The organism is Parvibaculum lavamentivorans DS-1 (genome assembly GCF_000017565.1).
Taxonomy (GTDB): domain Bacteria; phylum Pseudomonadota; class Alphaproteobacteria; order Parvibaculales; family Parvibaculaceae; genus Parvibaculum; species Parvibaculum lavamentivorans.
This window is the reverse complement of record NC_009719.1, coordinates 846,404-862,390: the sequence shown is the minus strand read 5'-3', so window position 1 is coordinate 862,390 and position 15,987 is coordinate 846,404. Positions and strand designations below refer to the sequence as shown.

Below are 15,987 nucleotides of genomic sequence, written 5' to 3'. Positions count from 1 at the left end.
TCCCTCTGCCGAAAACGGAGAACCCCTCCCCAAACCGCTTGCAGCGGTTTGACCCTCCCGCAGGGGGAGGGTGGCGGGGAAAGCAATCTCACGCGGCGTCCCTCCCCTTTGACACCTCCCCTTTCCCCTCCCATGATGCCCGCCAAGCCGCACATAACCTGACCCGAGGAGCTCCCCCATGAGCCTGTCCAACGCCGCCGTTCGCGATATCGAGACCGTGATCCATCCCTACACGAATCTCGACACGTTCCGCACCTCAGGTCCCATGATCATCGAGCGCGGCGAGGGCATCTATGTCTATGACAATGGCGGCAACCGCTACATCGAAGGACTGGCCGGCCTCTGGTGCACATCGCTCGGATACAATGAGCAGGAGCTGATCGACGCCGCCACCGAACAGATGAAGCAGATCCCCTTCACCCATGTCTTCGGCGGCAAGAGCCATGAGCGCGCGGCGGAAGCGGCCGAGCGCCTCAAGGCCATCGCGCCGCATGCGGCCTCGAAAGTTCTCTTCTGCGGTTCGGGCTCCGAAGCGAACGACCAGCAGGTGAAGCTCGTCTGGTATTACAACAATGCGCGTGGGCTAACGAAGAAGAAGAAATTCATCTCGCGCCAGCGCGGCTATCACGGCGTCACCGTGGCCTCGGCGTCCCTCACCGGCCTTCCCGGCAATCACCGCGATTTCGACCTGCCGATTTCCGGCATGCTCCACACCGACTGCCCGCATTACTACCGCTATGCGGAGCCCGGCGAAACGGAAGACGAGTTCACGACGCGGCTCGCGAAGAACCTCGAAGAGATGATCATCCGCGAGGACCCGGAAACCGTCGCTGCCTTCATCGCCGAGCCGATCATGGGTGCGGGCGGCGTCGTTATTCCGCCCGCCGGCTATTTCGAGAAGATCCAGGCGGTACTGAAGAAATACGACATCTATTTCATCGCCGATGAAGTCATTTGCGGCTTCGGCCGCACCGGCAACATGTTCGGGTCCGAGACGTTCGGCATGAAGCCGGATTCGATTTCCGTCGCCAAGGCGCTCTCATCCGCCTATTTCCCCATCGCCGCCGTCACGGTCGGCGAGGAGATGTATCAGGCGATGATCGACGAAAGCAAAAAGCTCGGCATGTTCGGCCACGGCTTCACCTATACCGCCCATCCGGTCGGCGCCGCCGTCGCCGCGAAGACGCTGGAGATTTACGAGAAGCGCAACATCGTCGGCCATGTCCGCGCACTGGCGCCGCGCTTCGAGGCGCATGTCCAGCGCCTCGCCGAGCATCCGCTGGTCGGCCATGCCCGCGCCAAGGGCCTCATCGGCGCCATCGAACTCGTCGCCGACAAGAAGACGAAGCGGAGCTTCGATCCCGCTTCCGCCATCGGCGCCGCGGTCGTCGCCGCCGCGCAGCGCCACGGCCTCATCATCCGTCCGCTGGCGGGCGACATCGTCGCCTTCTGCCCGCCCCTCATCATCACGCTCGAACAGATCGAGGAAATGTTCGCCGCCGTTCACAAGGCGCTGGACGAGGTCGAGCACCGGGTGACGAAGGAAGGGTTGAGGGCTGCCTGATGCCGCGCGAAATCCGCTACCAGCTCGTCTTCGAAGGCAAGGCGTCGCCGGATGACGACATGGGCACGCGCATGAATATCGAAGGCGAGGCAATCCTGCAGCCCGGCACGGTCGATGCGGATGTCTCCGCCGGCTCGGCCACCGCGCGGACAGTCGCCCTGGTGGAGAATGACGAATTCGGCGGCTTCAGCGAGACAGGCACCATCATCTTCGGCGGCGGCTCGCTCTCTTATGCGAGCACAGGCGAGGGCCATCTCGGCGAAAGCCCCGATCCGAAGGTCCAGCTCGGCCACGTCACCTTCCGCATCGAAGGCGGCACCGGCATCTTCACCGGCGCCACCGGCTTCATCACCTCCGCCTTCACCGTGAACGAAGACGCCCGCGTCCGCGACAGCCAGAGCGCCGTTATTTTCGTGGCGTAACTCCCCTTCACCCTCTCTTTTTTTCGTCATTGCCGGGCTTGACCCGGCAATCCAGAAGGCGCGGAACGCGCCGTCATTCTTCGAATGACTCTTTCTGCCGCAGGCTTAGTGCCATGCGGCCCCTGGACCCCCGGGTCAAGCCCGGGGGTGACATGAAGGGTATGAGTTAAACGTGCTGCCCGCCATTGATCTGAATCTCGGCCCCGTTCACATAGCTCGACTGATCCGTGCACAGAAAATAAATCGTCCGCGCCACCTCTTCCGGCTTGCCGAGCCTTTGCATCGGAATTTCCGCGACGATCTTTTCCGTCCCCGGCGACAGGATCGCCGTATCGATCTCGCCGGGTGAAATCGCGTTCACCCGTACGCCAAGACGCCCGAACTCCGATGCCATTTCCCGCGTCAGCGAGGCGAGCGCCGCCTTCGATGTCGCATAGGCGGAGCCTGCGAAGGGATGCACGCGCTCGCCCGCAATCGAGGTCACGTTCACGACCGAGCCCTGCGCCGCCTTCAATTCCTCGACAAGCCCGCGCGCAAGCATTACCGGCGCGAAGAAATTCACCTGAAAGACCTGATACCAGGTATCGACGCCGGTATCGAAAACGCCGAGCCGCGAGCCGCCCGGCCCCTTCGGCGAAATCGCAGCATTGTTCACCAGCGCGTCCAGCCGCCCGCCCTGATCCTTCAGCCGCTCGCGCATTTCCGCGATGGCGTTCTCGGTGTTCTTCACATCGGCGAGGTCGACCTGGATATGGTCTTCAGGGCCCGCTTCCCACGGGCAGTCCTCGGGAAAGGGGTGCCGCGAACAGGTAATCACGCGCCAGCCCGCGCTCGAAAAGCGCTTCACCGTCGCATGACCGATCCCCCGGCTCGCGCCGGTCAGGATCAGCGTCTTTCGCTCTGAATTCGGAATTTGTGTCATGGCCGCAATCTAGAGGAAGCCGCGCGCCGCCGCCAGCGCGGGAAGCGCGTTCACCCGGCCCGCCTGCGGCCGGCGCTTGCGGCCTCGAAATGGCGGCTCCGTGCCTCGGCATTGAGACGGGCGGCGGCAAGCGCCGTTTCGATCAAAGCCTCGTCCACCGCCACGTTCCTTTCTCCGCGCAACCATGAGAGGACGTCGTAGAGATGCCATATGTCCGGCGCGCCGCTATGGACGGGTGACGGGAAAACCGTCTTTCCGGGATTTGCTGCGTATTTCTGCATATTTTGCCGTGTGTAGCCGAGAATCTCGGCGATCTCGCTCAGATTGACGAGATCGGGCTTTGCTTCGATCAGTTCCGCCCCCGGCACGGCCTTGCACACTTGTTTGCGGCCCGAGCTCATGGCCTGTTCGGCGCTCGCTGCTTCGCGCGAGAAGCCGAGCGCAATACGGCCGCGCTTGCCGATCCCCGCAACGGCATCGTCGCAGCCTGCTTCGAAAAGCGCATCGACAATGTCATCGGCGCTCCCGGCACTGTCGGGCAGCGAGAAGATCAGCTCGAACTCGTAGAGCTTCATGCGTTTCTCCCTTCACGGGCCAGCGTCGGCCTGCCGGTATTTGCAATGATCGACGAGCCGCCGGATCTGTCTCGCGTGGTTCTCGGGCGAACGCGGCGTACTCCAGATCGAGAACTGGCAGAATTCACCGCAGCGGCAGGTATCGTCGTTCCAGGGACAACGGAGATAACCGAAACAATGCCCCCGGCCCTTGCTGAAGCGCCACCCGGCTTCCTCCGCATATCGAACAGCCTGCTCGATCTCTTTGTGGGGGTGACGTGCGCGGGCCGCCATTTTGCCTCGTGAATGTAGGAGGATAGAGTCTGGTTGTCAAGTGACAACTGACTTCATCGGCGACGCAACGCCTGCTCAGTCTTCTACGACAGCGGGTTGATGTCGATAGAACCTGCTGCCGCCGCCAGCGCCTCGTCCGGCGTGCCCGATGCATCCACAGTCAGCCATTTCATCCGGCCGAGGTCGTAGGCCAGTTGCCGCTTCAGAACCGCCACGCCTGCATCGGAGGGATCGCCGCCCTCTTTCTCCCGTGCGGCCACGCGCGCTTCCAGCACCTCCGCCGGCGCGTCGAGCCAGAGCCCGTCAAACGTCACGCCGGCCTCGCGCGCAAGCCGTTCGCCCTCCACCCTCTCCTGCGGCTTCGCGAATACGGCGTCCACCACAACGCTCATCCCGGCACCGAGCGACAGGCGCGCAAGCCGCATCATCTCCGCATAAACACGCTCGCCCGCGCCTTCCGCATAGGCTTCCTCCGGCAGCCGCTCCAGCGGCGCGACGCCGAAGAGGCGCTTCCGCACCGTGTCGGAGCGGATATGCACCGCGCCCGCCGCGCCGCCGATAAGCGCCGCCAGTGCCTTTGCCAGCGTCGACTTGCCGGTGCCCGAAAGTCCGCCCACCGCGACGAGGCGCGGCGGTCTCGCCTCCAGCAGCCGGTCCGCGAAATCGAGATAGGCGCGTGCGAGCTTCCTCTTCTCTTTCGAGTCCTCACCCGTTGCCTGCACCGCCGTCACCTTGGCGCGCACCACCGCGCGCGTCGCCATGAAGAGCGGCAGCAGCGCAAGCCCCTCGGTGGCCGCGCCGATTTCCGCCTGCGGCACATGGTCGAGATAGACGTTCATTGCGCGATTGGCATAGCCGGCCAGCCGCTCGTCGCTCTCCGCGCGAAAGCCGAGATCCATCAGAAGAAAGGCGAGATCATAGGCCACGTCGATGCGCGCGATGCGGTCGCTGAATTCGATGCAGTCGAAAATGACGGGCCGCCCGTCGATTTCCGTCACATTGCCGAGGTGGAGATCGCCGTGGCTGTGGCGCACGAAGCCGGTGTCGCGCCGCGCATCGAGAAGCGCCCGATGTTCCTCGATCAGTTCCTTGCTGCGCCGGGTGACACGCGCCGCCTGCTCGGCATCGAAAACGGGACCGATGCTCGCCTGCATGTCGGTTTCGCTTCCCGCGACGATCTTCGCGAAATTATCCGCACCGCCGAAATCGCGATGCACCTTCGCGCGTGCATGAAAGGCCGCCACATCCGCCGCCAGCTCTTCCACCAGGTCGAGCGAAAGTTGTCCCCGCTCCGCCTTCGCCGCGAGAAGCCCCTCGCCGCCAAAGCGTTTCATCTCGACCAGCCATTCGACAGGCTCGCCCTTATCCCCGCCCAGACGAAAACCCTCTTCCGTTTCGCGCACGGGGACAAGCGAGAGATAGATTTCCGGCGCGGTGCGGCGGTTGAAGTCGAGTTCGCGTTTGCAGGCTTCGTGCCTGCCTTCAAGCGTCGAGAAATCGAGAAAGGTGAATTTCACCGGCCTCTTCATCTTGTAGGCGCGGGTGCCGGCAAGAAAGACATGCGAGGCATGCGTGTCGATCCGCGTCACCGTCTCGCCGGAAGCGAGGCCATAGGTTTCCGGCATCGCCAGAAATGCAAGCAGGGCGTCGTTTTCCGCGCTATCCGCCAAGAAACAGTCCCGTCATATGCGTTGCAGCCGGGTGAGTTTTTCCATGCCCGCCGGGTCCTGGTGGATGATGACCTCCGCGCCCGGAAAAGCCTTCATCACCGCTTTTTCCACCTCGTCGGATATGCGATGCGCGTCCATCAGCGTGATGTCGCGTTCGAGTTCGAGGTGGAACTGGATGAAACTATGGATGCCGGCGCTCCGCGTCCGCAGGTCGTGCAGGTTCACCACTTCGGGATGTTCGAGCGCGATTGTCTTGATGCGCTCGCGGTCCTCGTCGGACAATTCGCGGTCCATGAGCTGATCGAGCGCATTCATCACGATCTTCGCCGCACTCCAGGCGATGAGGCCCGCGACCAGAAGTCCGAAAACCGGGTCCGCCCAGTGGAGCCCCAGATAACCCGACAGGATCAGCGCCGCGATCACGGAGAGGTTCATCAAAAGGTCGCCGCGGTAATGGATCGAGTCCGCCTCGATGGCGAGCGAGCGGGTCTGCGACACCACATGCCGCTGATAGGCGACGAGGACGAGTGTGAGCGCGATCGCAAAGACCGTCACCGCGATGCCGGATGCGGAATTCTGCACCGGCGCCGGTTCGATGAGGCGCTGCACCGCCTCGAAGGTGATGTAGCCGGCTGAGCCGAAGATGAAAACCGACTGGCCGAGCCCGGCCAGCGCCTCCGCCTTGCCGTGGCCGAAGCGGTGTTCGTCGTCGGCGGGCGTCAGCGACATGCGGACCGCGAAGAGATTGATGAGCGAGGCCGTGCCGTCGAGAATCGAGTCCAGCAGCGTGCCGAGCATCGCCACCGAGCCCGTGAATAAGTAGACGACCGTTTTCATCGCGATCAGCAGGATGGCGACGGCGACCGCCGCATAGGTCGCGCGGCGCATCAGCCGGGCGTTCAGCGCGGCGGAATCGGGGATTACTTTTTTTGCCGCGTCGCTCGCGCTCATTGCTCTCGTCCCCTTGCGGGGCCTTCATGACGGTTCGGTGACGGTTCGATGACAGTCAGGGGAAAAGCTTCTTCGTCCGCCAGGCCTCGGCGGGCTTTTCCCGTTCAAAAACAAGGCGATCATGGAGCCGGAAGGGCCTGTCGCGCCAAAATTCGATATGGCGCGGTACAACGCGGAAACCGGACCAGTGATCCGGCCGCGGCACCCTGCTCACGCCGAATTTCGCAGCAAAAACAGCGACTTGCTTCTCGAGCTCAAAACGACCCGCAAGCGGCCGCGATTGCTTCGATGCCCATGCACCGATCTGGCTGTCCCTCGCGCGCGTGGCAAAATAGGCATCCGCCTCCTCTTTGCTCACCGGGATAACGTCGCCTCTGACGCGCACCTGGCGGCGCAGGCTCTTCCAGTGGAAGCACAGGGCGGCGCGGGAATTCTCCTTTAATTCCAGTCCCTTGGCGCTTTCGAGATTGGTGTAGAAAACGAAGCCGCGCGCATCCGCCTCCTTCAGCAGCACCATCCGCACATCGGGAAAACCGGAAGCATCCGCCGTCGCCAGCGCCATGGCATTCGCGTCTTCCGGTTCCTTCGCGCGGGCAAGCTCCATCCATTCATGGAAGAGCGCAATCGGGTCCTCCGAGGTGAAAATACCGCTCTCGTCGGTGGCCGTGGTGACATCGTTCATGCCGCTGTTCCCGTTCGCATCCGCAAGAAAAAACGGCTGTTTTCTGCCGTTCTGCAAGGAAGAAGCTGCTTCAATCTTGCCATATTCCTCGCTCTATATAGGTACTTCTTATATCGCTTGGGGGCGACGAAAGCACAGGATTGATCGGCATGAAACTCGTTAAAGGAATAGCCATCGGTGCGGTTGCGCTGTCGCTCGCAGCTTGCGACCAGAGCATGTATGGCGGCGGCGGCGGCATCAGCAAACAAAATGTCGGCACCGTCGGCGGCGCGGTCGCGGGCGGTCTGGCGGGTTCGCAGATCGGCGGCGGCTCGGGCCGTCTCTGGGCCACGGGTGCCGGCGTCCTTCTTGGTGCCCTGCTCGGCAGCGAAATCGGCAAATCCCTTGATCGCGCGGACCATGCCTATATGGGCCAGACGACCTATAATGCGCTGGAAACGGGCCGTTCCGGCCAGCCGGTGCAGTGGCGCAATCCGGATTCGGGCCACTACGGCACGGTGACGCCGCAGACCGCCTATCAGCAGGGAAATCTGCAGTGCCGCGAATATTCGCAGACCGTTTATATCGACGGGCGCAGCCAGCAGGCCTACGGTACGGCGTGCCGCCAGCCGGACGGCTCGTGGCAGATTCAGAACTGATCGAGACATCAAAGGGGCGGTCCTAAACTATGTATGTTTGTCGGGCCGCCCCCTTGCCCGCCGCGCTTTTTGCGGCGCTTTTCCTTGCCTTCTTTGCGTTTGATGCCAAGGCCCAGCCCGGCACGACCGTGCAGGACCGGCTCGAAGACGCATCCCCCACTCCGGCTGAAAAAATTGCGCTCTTTGATGAGGGGGTCGCCGCTTACGATTCAGGCGACTACGCGAAAGCCTTTGAAATATGGCTTCCCCTCGCGCAGACCGACGATCTGGCGGCGATGCGCAATGTCGCGCTGCTCCTCCGCCGGGGCGATGGCGTCGCCCGGGATCCGGAACGGGCGCTTTATTTTTACGAGCGGGCGGCGCAAGGCGGGCTCACATCGGCGCAGGTCAACACCGCCTTCATGTATCTCGGCGGCGAAGGCATTCCTCAGGATTACAAAAAAGCGTCCTTCTGGTTTCACACGGCGGCCATCGCCGGTGTGCCGGTGGCGCGGTATAATCTTGGTGTCCTCTACGAACGCGGTCTGGGCGTCGAGGCGGATCAGGCGCGGGCGCTCGCCTGGTACGCGCTGGCGGCACGTGCAGGTCATGAAAAAGCTCTCGACCGGCTGACGCAACTGGTACCGAGCCTGCCCGGCCCCCCACCGCCGGGCGAAACGGAGGCTCCGCTTTCAAAGACCACCCCAGCGCCACCGGCAGCGGAAATCGACCCGTTCGACGGCCAAACGCCTTAACCTATTCGTATGCAGGCTGTTCTAGACTGCCGTTTTCCTCCGGTTAATCTTCGGGAGAACGGGGCGCCGTGCGCGATCCATACGAAATACTCGGTCTCGGTCCGGGGGCAGGCAATGCCGAGATCAAGCTCGCCTACCGCAAGCTCGCCAAGCAGCTTCACCCGGACACTCAGGGTGCGTCTCCGGCACAGCAGGCCCGCTTTCAGGAAGTGACCGCCGCCTATAATCAGCTCAAGGACGAAGCCAGCCGGCGCCGTTTCGAAGCCGAGCGTCGCGCCTCCGCCGCCATGCGCCGCAGACCGGCTTTTGAGGAGGCACACCCCGTATCCGGCTCTCAGGTGCCGCCGGATGATATCTTCTCCGAACTTTTCGAAGGTATACGCAGTGCCGGCAAGCGCGTCTTCCGAGCGCGCGGCGATGATCAGACCTACCGCCTCGCGGTTACATTCCTCGAGGCCGCGAATGGCGCGAAAAAGCGAGTCACGCTCGCCGGCGGGAGAACGCTGGAACTTGCCGTTCCGCCCGGCATCGAAAGCGGGAAACAGATAAGGTTGCGGGGCCAGGGGGGCGAAGGTCATGGCGGCGCGGAAGCGGGCGACGCCCTGGTCACGATCGATGTTGAGGCCCACCCATATTTCCGCCGCGAGGGAAACGACATTCACCTGACTCTGCCGGTCACACTGGCCGAAGCCGTCCTCGGCTCGCGAATAGAGGCGCCAACGGTCGCAGGGCCGGTCAGCCTGTCCGTTCCGGCGGGGTCGAACACTGGAACCCGGCTGCGTCTCAGGGGACGCGGCCTGGCCGGGGAAGGCGGGAAAACGGGCGATCAGTACGTCACATTGTCCGTTACCCTGCCGGATGCCGCAGACGAGGCTTTGCGGGACTTTGCCGCCAATTGGACGGCAGGTCTTAAGTTCAATCCCCGTAACGGCTTTTCCGATTCCTGAACCGACATGAACTGACAATATTCGTGAAGTTCCAAAGCCCGTTCCCGAGGGCTTTTTTGTTAGACGGTTTGGGGCTTTTGTGTAGGATGCGGCTCCATTTTTGGCCCAGAGCAGTTTGACGGGGATACGATGAGCGAAGCCACCACTGGCGCAAGCCCGACGCTGAAGGGCAACCTGATGGCAGGCAAACGCGGCCTCGTTATGGGCGTTGCCAATAACCGTTCCATCGCGTGGGGCATTGCCAAAGCCTGCGCCGATCAGGGCGCGGAGATCGCCTTTACATATCAAGGCGAAGCTTTGCAGAAGCGGGTTATTCCACTTGCCGAGTCCGTCGGCTCAAAGTTGGTGATGCCTTGCGACGTCATGGACGCCGCCAGCATGGACGCCGTCTTCGCTACGCTCGAAAAGGAATGGGGCAAGATCGACTTCTTCGTTCACGCCATTGCCTATTCGAACAAGGCCGAACTCGACGGTCGCTATGTCGATACGACCCTCGACAACTTCACCGCTTCTCTCGCCATCTCCTGCTATTCCTTCGCGGCGCTTTGCCAGCGCGCGGAAAAGCTGATGCCTGATGGCGGCTCGATCCTCACCCTCACCTATTACGGCTCCGAGAAAGTTATCCCGCACTACAACGTCATGGGCGTCGCCAAGGCCGCGCTTGAGGCAAGCGTGCGCTATCTCGCGGTCGATCTTGGACGCAACAATATCCGCGTCAACGCGGTGTCCGCCGGGCCGATCAAGACGCTCGCGGCATCCGGCATCGGCGATTTCCGCTACATCCTCAAGTGGAACGAGCTCAATTCGCCGCTGAAACGCACGGTAACGATCGAAGAGGTCGGAAATTCGGCGCTCTATCTGCTTTCGGACCTTGGCGCGGGCGTGACCGGAGAAGTGCACCATGTCGATGCCGGCTATCACGTCGTCGGCATGAAGGCGGAAGATGCGCCGGATATGAGCATCGTCTGAGAATCTCCTGTATTGTTAGCCTGTTCATCGCGCAAGGACGGCCCTCGCGGGCCACGCTAAGGCCATGTCTCACAATACGTTCGGCCATCTGTTCCGCGTCACGACCTGGGGCGAAAGCCACGGGCCGGCGCTCGGCTGCGTTGTGGACGGTGCGCCGCCGCGGCTGCCTTTGAAGGCCGAAGATATCCAGCAATGGCTCGACCGGCGCAAACCCGGCCAGTCGCGGTTCACCACGCAGCGGCGCGAGCCCGATGCGGTGAAAATTCTCTCGGGCACCTTCGTCGAAGACGGCATAGAGATGACGACGGGCACGCCGATCTCGCTGATGATCGAGAATGTCGATCAGCGGTCGAAGGACTATGGCGATATCGTCGAGAAGTTCAGACCGGGCCATGCCGATCTCACCTATTTCCTGAAATATGGCATTCGCGATTATCGCGGGGGCGGCCGCTCTTCGGCGCGTGAAACGGCGGCCCGCGTGGCTGCCGGCGCGGTGGCGCGGGCGATGTTGCCGGAGATGATGATCCGGGGTGCGCTCGTGCAGATGGGGCCGCACAAGATCGACCGCGCCAACTGGGACTGGAACGAGGTGGGAAACAACCCCTTCTGGTGCCCGGACGCAAAGGCAGCGGCGGAATGGGAAATCTATCTCGATAGCGTCCGGAAAGCCGGTTCGTCCTGCGGTGCCGTCATCGAGATTGTAGCCAGCGGCGTACCCGCCGGTCTCGGCTCACCTATCTACGGAAAGCTCGATGCGGAACTTGCAAGCGCGTTGATGAGCATAAACGCGGTGAAGGGTGTCGAGATCGGAGATGGCTTCGGCGCTGCCGCTCTCTCCGGCGAAGAAAATGCCGACGAGATGCAGTCGGGGCCGCATGGCATTGAGTTCAGCTCCAATCACGCGGGCGGCGTTCTTGGCGGCATTTCCACGGGACAAGATGTCGTCGCGCGCTTTGCCGTGAAACCCACTTCCTCGATCCTCAGCCCTCGCAAAACAGTCACCAAAGGCGGCGACGACACGGAAATCGTCACCAAGGGCCGCCATGACCCATGCGTCGGCATCCGCGCCGTGCCTGTGGGCGAAGCGATGATGGCCTGCGTGCTTGCTGACCAGCTGCTCCGCCATCGGGCGCAGATGGGCGGGAGCGGCCGCAATGAGTGATGCGCCGGACTTTCTGACCGTGCATTACTCCAAGCCGAAAGGCGAAAGCATTGTCTATAGCGCCGTGCTTGCTGCGGGCGCGCTGATTGTCTTCGGTATGGTGCGCGCGCCCATTTTCTCTTCAGTCGGCGCTCTCCTCGCGGTGGGTGTTGCGCTTTACCACTGGCCCTATGTGGCGCGGGACCGGCGCGCACTGGTTGTTTCGCCGGCCGGTGTGACGCTCGATCGTCTCGGGCTCCTGCCCTGGAATGCCATATCGGATGTGGAGATCGTCGATCGTTACGTAAGGATGATCCGCAATGCCGAACTGCGGATAAGTCTTCGCAGACCTCTGAATACAGCGGTCGACAACGCAGCCTCGGTCGGCATCGTTCGCCGCTACATGTATCGCTGCTGGAAAAGTATCGGTCCTCAGGAAATCGCCGTGCGGCTATCCACACTCGATGCGAAGCCGGAAATCATCGAGGCCGCGGTCAGACAGCATATCCACCGCTCCATCTGACCCCGCAGGATCAGCCCTTCCTGAATATCCCCACGAGCTCGATGTGAGGCGACCAGAGAAACTGGTCCACGGGCGTGAGCTCCGATAGTGCATAGCCTCCGTCGAGAAGCGTTCTTGCATCGCGGGCGAATGTCGCCGGATTGCAAGAAACGGCGGCAACGACAGGGACTTCAGAACGAGCGATTTCCTCGGCCTGCGCCGCCGCGCCGGCGCGAGGCGGATCGAAAACCACCGCATCAAAACTATCGAGTTCCGAGCGCAGCAGGGGACGGCGCGCCAGGTCGCGGGTTTCGTGGGTGACGGGCTTCAGACCGAGTGACGGCCCCTGCTCACGGACCGCCCGCGCGAGCGCGGCGAGCGATGCGCTCTCGCCTTCGACGGCATGAACGGTGGCACTACGGGCGAGAGAGGCCGAGAACGTGCCGCAGCCGGCAAAGAGATCGGCGATGCGGACGGACTTACCCACCCCTTGAGCGACAAGCCGGACAAGTGCCGCTTCGCCTTCGCGCGTCGGCTGGAGGAAAGCGCCAGGCGGCGGCAGGACCGCAAGGCCCGACAGGTCAACAAAAGGCGGACGCCGCCCGGCGACTATTTCACCGCCCCATGACAGGCGGGCGATATCGGCAGCGGATGCCCGCGCGGCGAGTTCGAGACGCAGCGGTCCGTCGAGCGGCTTGCCGCCTGTGACGGCGACGTCGAGACCGCTCGCTGTGGAGGTTACCAGAACAGAGGCGCGCGACGTGCGGGAGAGGCCCGGCGCGACGAGACCGGCAAGAGCCGGCAAGGCACGCTCGATCTCCGGCACGACCAGCGGACATTCCGCGATCGGCACAATTGTGTGGCTGGCTTGCGCGTAGTAGCCGATGGCCAAGGTCTTCTTCGTTCGCGTCGCGGCGAAGGTCGCGCGACGGCGGCTGCGAGGCCGGGCGGGGACAAGTGGCGCGATTTCCGCCTCGATGCCCCTTGCGCGCAGGGCGGTGGCGACTTGTGCCCACTTCCAGTCCGCATATCGCGCCGCCTCCATATGCTGAAGCGAGCAGCCGCCACAGAAGGTGAAATGCGGACAGGCGGGCGCGATGCGGTCAGCGGATGCATCGAGCACCCGCCGAAGCTCCGCGCGGCCATCGCCGGCAGGCCGCACGAGCACGCGCTCTTGCGGCAGCACATAGGGCACATAGAGCGGGCCTTGCGGCGTCTGCGCGACGCCATCCGCCTGCGCACCGAGCGTTTCGATCACGATCTCGATTTCAGCGGTCATGGCAGGCCGCAATCAGGAACTCGCGGTTTCCGTCACCGCCCTTTATCGGGCTCTCGACAATGCCTTCCACGCGCCATCCCATCTTTTCCAACCAGCCCGCAATATTGGCACAGACACGCTCATGCAACGCCGGCTCGCGGACAATACCCCCTTTGCCGACATTTTCGGGGCCGACCTCGAACTGCGGCTTGATGAGCGCGATCAGCCGGGCGCCGCGCTCGGCGAGCGCGAGCGCCGGCGGCAGCGCTTTTTCAAGACTGATGAAGCTGAGATCCGCCACGATCAGATCGATCCGGCCGGGGACAATGTCACGCGAGATATCCTTTGCGTTCAGTCCTTCAATCGCGCGGACACGGGTGTCTTGCGCAATTTTTTCCGCGAGCTGGCCGTGCCCGACGTCAATAGCGACGACTGAGGCGACGCCGCGCTCCAGCAGAACTTCCGTGAAACCGCCGGTAGAGGCGCCGAGATCAAGGCAGAGAGAGCCCGACGGATCGATGCCGAAGTGGTCAAGCGCATGAACAAGCTTCAGCGCGCCACGCGAAACATATGGATGTTCGGGGGCAAGCATGGAGATCTCGGCTTCAGGGGCGACGAGATCGGCAGGTTTGGTTGCAATTTCACCGGCCACCCGGACATGCCCGGCCTTGATGGCCGCCTGTGCGCGGGCACGCGTGGATGCAAGACCGCGCTCAAGGAGAGCGATATCCAGACGGCGTTTTTCCTTCACCATCAAGTCAGACGAGTTTCGGCAGCGGCTGCGGCGTCATCTGCCGAAAGTCAGCGATCTGCCGTTCTTGCCCCAGCACGGAGAGAGCGGTCTCCACGATCTGCGCGGCGTTCAGCCCGGCGATGTCGTACATTTTTTCCGGCTTGTCTTGGTCAATGAAAATGTCCGGCAGCGCCATGGGCCGGACTTTCAGGCCACGATCGAGCGCGCCGGAATGGGCGAGGAAATCAAGCACATGGCTGCCGAAGCCGCCGATGGAGCCCTCTTCCACGGTAATCAGCAGCTCATGCTCGCGGGCGAGACGCGCGATCAGGTCTTCGTCCAGCGGCTTTGCGAAGCGCGCATCGACGACTGTTGTCGAAAGACCGAGCGCGCCGAGCTGTTCGGCCGCTTTCAGCGCCTCGGCGAGACGCGTGCCAAGCGAGAGGATCGCCACCTTGGTGCCCTGACGCAAGATGCGGCCCTTGCCGATTTCGAGAGGTGTGCCGATGGCCGGCATTTCGATGCCGACGCCTTCGCCCCGGGGATAACGCAACGAGGAGGGACGGTCGTCGATGGCGACGGCCGTCGCCACCATGTGTTTCAATTCGACCTCGTCCGCCGCCGCCATGACGACGAAGCCCGGCAGGCAGGCAAGATAGGTTACGTCGAACGAACCGGCATGCGTCGGTCCGTCGGCGCCGACGAGCCCAGCGCGGTCGATGGCGAAACGGACGGGGAGACGCTGGATCGCCACGTCATGCACGACCTGGTCGTAGGCGCGCTGCAGGAATGTCGAGTAGATGGTGGCGAAGGGTTTGAAGCCTTCGGTTGCGAGGCCCGCAGCGAAAGTCACGGCATGTTGCTCGGCAATGCCGACATCGAAGGTACGCCCCGGAAAACGCTGCGCAAAAAGATCGAGGCCCGTGCCGCCCGGCATGGCCGCCGTGATGGCGACGATCTTGTCGTCCTCTTCGGCATGCGCGATCAGGCTTTCGGCGAAGACCTTGGTGTAGCTCGGCGCGTTTGCCTGCGCCTTCGCTTGCGTGCCGGTGACAACATCGAATTTTGAAACGCCGTGGTATTTGTCCTCCGCCGCTTCGGCAGGCGCATAACCCTTGCCCTTCTGCGTCACGACGTGAACGAGGATCGGCCCTTCGCCGGCGTCACGCACATTCTTCAGCACGGGCAGCAGATGATCGAAATTATGCCCGTCTATCGGGCCGACATAGTAGAGGCCTAGCTCCTCGAAGAGCGTGCCGCCGGTCGCCATGCCGCGCGCATATTCCTCGGCGCGGCGGGCGCTTTCTTCCAGCCGTTTGGGCAGGAGCTGCGCGAGTTGCTTGGCGAGATGACGCATGGAGCGGTAGGCGCCGCCGGACAGAAGGCGCGCGAGATAGGCGCTCATGGCGCCGACAGGCGGCGCGATCGACATGTCGTTGTCGTTCAGGATGATGATGAGGCGGCTGTTCATCGAGCCGGCGTTGTTCATCGCCTCATAGGCCATGCCCGCCGACATCGCACCATCGCCGATCACGGCCACGACATTGTTGGTGCCGCCCTTGAGGTCGCGGGCGACGGCCATCCCGAGGCCCGAGGATATCGAGGTGGAGGAATGCGCGGCGCCGAACGGATCGTATTCGCTTTCAGCGCGCTTGGTAAAACCCGACAGTCCGTCGCCCTGTCGCAGCGTGCGGATGCGGTCGCGGCGGCCGGTGAGTATCTTGTGGGGATAAGCCTGATGGCCGACATCCCAGATGATGCGGTCTTCCGGCGTGTTGAACACGTAGTGGAGAGCGACCGTCAGTTCGACAACACCAAGCCCCGCACCGAGATGGCCACCCGTCTGCGAGACGGCGTCGACCATCTCCGCGCGCAATTCCTCGGCAAGCTGCCGCAGATCGCCTTCACCAAGCGCGCGCAAATCTGCCGGGACGGTCACCCGGTCAAGCAAAGGGGTCGGGGGTTTGCTGTTCAACACTCACCTCGGCCGTTCAAAGGCCAGATCG

Annotated in this window: 17 protein-coding genes; 8 read left to right on the top strand and 9 right to left on the bottom strand. The window is 63.1% G+C overall.

Annotated elements, in window-relative coordinates:
• Positions 1 to 178 precede the first annotated feature (178 nt).
• Both PLAV_RS04050 and PLAV_RS04045 read left to right on the top strand, forming a co-directional pair.
• Positions 179 to 1,564 carry an aminotransferase gene (locus PLAV_RS04050; RefSeq protein WP_012109670.1) on the top strand — a complete coding sequence of 462 codons (1,386 nt, stop codon included), beginning with the start codon at positions 179 to 181 and terminating at the stop codon, positions 1,562 to 1,564.
• On the top strand, positions 1,564 to 1,986 hold the full coding sequence (locus tag PLAV_RS04045) for a hypothetical protein (protein ID WP_012109669.1): 423 nt from the start codon (positions 1,564 to 1,566) through the stop codon (positions 1,984 to 1,986). Before PLAV_RS04050 ends, PLAV_RS04045 begins: the two co-directional genes overlap by 1 nt.
• Before the next feature lie 166 nt (positions 1,987 to 2,152).
• Here PLAV_RS04045 and PLAV_RS04040 read toward each other — a convergent pair whose 3' ends face one another.
• The 6 genes from PLAV_RS04040 to pdxH all read right to left on the bottom strand — a co-directional run bounded on the left by PLAV_RS04040 (position 2,153) and on the right by pdxH (position 7,059).
• Positions 2,153 to 2,908 (bottom strand): SDR family NAD(P)-dependent oxidoreductase, encoded by a 756-nt coding sequence (locus PLAV_RS04040; protein ID WP_012109668.1) that lies wholly within the window; start codon positions 2,906 to 2,908, stop codon positions 2,153 to 2,155.
• A gap of 50 nt (positions 2,909 to 2,958) precedes the next feature.
• Positions 2,959 to 3,483 (bottom strand): hypothetical protein, encoded by a 525-nt coding sequence (locus PLAV_RS04035; RefSeq protein ID WP_012109667.1) that lies wholly within the window; start codon positions 3,481 to 3,483, stop codon positions 2,959 to 2,961.
• Between the two features lie 12 nt (positions 3,484 to 3,495).
• Entirely contained in the window at positions 3,496 to 3,756 is a 261-nt protein-coding gene (locus tag PLAV_RS19255) for a hypothetical protein (protein ID WP_012109666.1), read from the bottom strand.
• A gap of 83 nt (positions 3,757 to 3,839) precedes the next feature.
• Positions 3,840 to 5,426 (bottom strand): bifunctional aminoglycoside phosphotransferase/ATP-binding protein, encoded by a 1,587-nt coding sequence (locus PLAV_RS04030; RefSeq protein WP_012109665.1) that lies wholly within the window; start codon positions 5,424 to 5,426, stop codon positions 3,840 to 3,842.
• A 12-nt stretch (positions 5,427 to 5,438) separates the two neighbouring features.
• The gene (locus tag PLAV_RS04025; protein ID WP_012109664.1) at positions 5,439 to 6,377 is read right to left on the bottom strand and encodes a cation diffusion facilitator family transporter; all 939 of its coding nucleotides are present in this window, start codon (positions 6,375 to 6,377) and stop codon (positions 5,439 to 5,441) included.
• Positions 6,378 to 6,432: 55 nt separating this feature from the next.
• The gene (pdxH, locus tag PLAV_RS04020; RefSeq protein WP_012109663.1) at positions 6,433 to 7,059 is read right to left on the bottom strand and encodes a pyridoxamine 5'-phosphate oxidase; all 627 of its coding nucleotides are present in this window, start codon (positions 7,057 to 7,059) and stop codon (positions 6,433 to 6,435) included.
• A 149-nt stretch (positions 7,060 to 7,208) separates the two neighbouring features.
• Between pdxH and PLAV_RS04015 the strand changes: the two genes are divergently transcribed.
• From PLAV_RS04015 to PLAV_RS03990, 6 genes are all read left to right on the top strand, one after another.
• Positions 7,209 to 7,697 (top strand): RT0821/Lpp0805 family surface protein, encoded by a 489-nt coding sequence (locus tag PLAV_RS04015; protein ID WP_012109662.1) that lies wholly within the window; start codon positions 7,209 to 7,211, stop codon positions 7,695 to 7,697.
• Positions 7,698 to 7,726: 29 nt separating this feature from the next.
• Positions 7,727 to 8,431, top strand: a complete 705-nt coding sequence (locus PLAV_RS18735; protein WP_012109661.1) for a tetratricopeptide repeat protein — start codon at positions 7,727 to 7,729, stop codon at positions 8,429 to 8,431.
• 68 nt (positions 8,432 to 8,499) lie between these two features.
• Positions 8,500 to 9,378: a DnaJ C-terminal domain-containing protein gene (locus PLAV_RS04005; RefSeq protein ID WP_012109660.1), complete on the top strand. Its 879-nt coding sequence runs from the start codon at positions 8,500 to 8,502 to the stop codon at positions 9,376 to 9,378.
• Positions 9,379 to 9,507: 129 nt separating this feature from the next.
• Positions 9,508 to 10,347, top strand: a complete 840-nt coding sequence (fabI, locus tag PLAV_RS04000; protein ID WP_012109659.1) for an enoyl-ACP reductase FabI — start codon at positions 9,508 to 9,510, stop codon at positions 10,345 to 10,347.
• A 64-nt stretch (positions 10,348 to 10,411) separates the two neighbouring features.
• The gene (gene aroC, locus PLAV_RS03995) at positions 10,412 to 11,509 is read left to right on the top strand and encodes a chorismate synthase (protein ID WP_012109658.1); all 1,098 of its coding nucleotides are present in this window, start codon (positions 10,412 to 10,414) and stop codon (positions 11,507 to 11,509) included.
• On the top strand, positions 11,502 to 12,011 hold the full coding sequence (locus PLAV_RS03990) for a hypothetical protein (RefSeq protein ID WP_012109657.1): 510 nt from the start codon (positions 11,502 to 11,504) through the stop codon (positions 12,009 to 12,011). The genes aroC and PLAV_RS03990 overlap by 8 nt, the downstream gene beginning before the upstream one ends.
• Positions 12,012 to 12,021: 10 nt before the next feature.
• On the opposite strand, the gene PLAV_RS03985 is transcribed toward PLAV_RS03990, so the two are convergent.
• The 3 genes from PLAV_RS03985 to dxs are packed head-to-tail and all read right to left on the bottom strand — an operon-like array spanning position 12,022 to position 15,956.
• Entirely contained in the window at positions 12,022 to 13,269 is a 1,248-nt protein-coding gene (locus tag PLAV_RS03985; RefSeq protein ID WP_012109656.1) for a class I SAM-dependent RNA methyltransferase, read from the bottom strand.
• Complete coding sequence (locus tag PLAV_RS03980; protein ID WP_012109655.1) at positions 13,259 to 14,002, bottom strand: TlyA family RNA methyltransferase; 744 nt, start codon at positions 14,000 to 14,002, stop codon at positions 13,259 to 13,261. Before PLAV_RS03980 ends, PLAV_RS03985 begins: the two co-directional genes overlap by 11 nt.
• A gap of 4 nt (positions 14,003 to 14,006) precedes the next feature.
• A complete protein-coding gene (gene dxs, locus PLAV_RS03975) occupies positions 14,007 to 15,956 on the bottom strand; it encodes a 1-deoxy-D-xylulose-5-phosphate synthase (protein ID WP_049767705.1) in 1,950 nt (649 codons plus the stop codon).
• Positions 15,957 to 15,987: the final 31 nt, after the last annotated feature.

What these genes read in the sequence shown, in the direction of transcription:
- PLAV_RS04050 (WP_012109670.1), top strand. Translation starts at nt 179, where the DNA reads ATGAGCCTGTCCAACGCCGCCGTTCGCGATATCGAGACCGTGATCCAT.
- PLAV_RS04045 (WP_012109669.1), top strand. Translation starts at nt 1,564, where the DNA reads ATGCCGCGCGAAATCCGCTACCAGCTCGTCTTCGAAGGCAAGGCGTCG.
- PLAV_RS04040 (WP_012109668.1), bottom strand. Translation starts at nt 2,908, where the DNA reads ATGACACAAATTCCGAATTCAGAGCGAAAGACGCTGATCCTGACCGGC.
- PLAV_RS04035 (WP_012109667.1), bottom strand. Translation starts at nt 3,483, where the DNA reads ATGAAGCTCTACGAGTTCGAGCTGATCTTCTCGCTGCCCGACAGTGCC.
- PLAV_RS19255 (WP_012109666.1), bottom strand. Translation starts at nt 3,756, where the DNA reads ATGGCGGCCCGCGCACGTCACCCCCACAAAGAGATCGAGCAGGCTGTT.
- PLAV_RS04025 (WP_012109664.1), bottom strand. Translation starts at nt 6,377, where the DNA reads ATGAGCGCGAGCGACGCGGCAAAAAAAGTAATCCCCGATTCCGCCGCG.
- pdxH (WP_012109663.1), bottom strand. Translation starts at nt 7,059, where the DNA reads ATGAACGATGTCACCACGGCCACCGACGAGAGCGGTATTTTCACCTCG.
- PLAV_RS04015 (WP_012109662.1), top strand. Translation starts at nt 7,209, where the DNA reads ATGAAACTCGTTAAAGGAATAGCCATCGGTGCGGTTGCGCTGTCGCTC.
- PLAV_RS18735 (WP_012109661.1), top strand. Translation starts at nt 7,727, where the DNA reads ATGTATGTTTGTCGGGCCGCCCCCTTGCCCGCCGCGCTTTTTGCGGCG.
- fabI (WP_012109659.1), top strand. Translation starts at nt 9,508, where the DNA reads ATGAGCGAAGCCACCACTGGCGCAAGCCCGACGCTGAAGGGCAACCTG.
- aroC (WP_012109658.1), top strand. Translation starts at nt 10,412, where the DNA reads ATGTCTCACAATACGTTCGGCCATCTGTTCCGCGTCACGACCTGGGGC.
- PLAV_RS03990 (WP_012109657.1), top strand. Translation starts at nt 11,502, where the DNA reads ATGAGTGATGCGCCGGACTTTCTGACCGTGCATTACTCCAAGCCGAAA.
- PLAV_RS03985 (WP_012109656.1), bottom strand. Translation starts at nt 13,269, where the DNA reads ATGACCGCTGAAATCGAGATCGTGATCGAAACGCTCGGTGCGCAGGCG.
- PLAV_RS03980 (WP_012109655.1), bottom strand. Translation starts at nt 14,002, where the DNA reads ATGGTGAAGGAAAAACGCCGTCTGGATATCGCTCTCCTTGAGCGCGGT.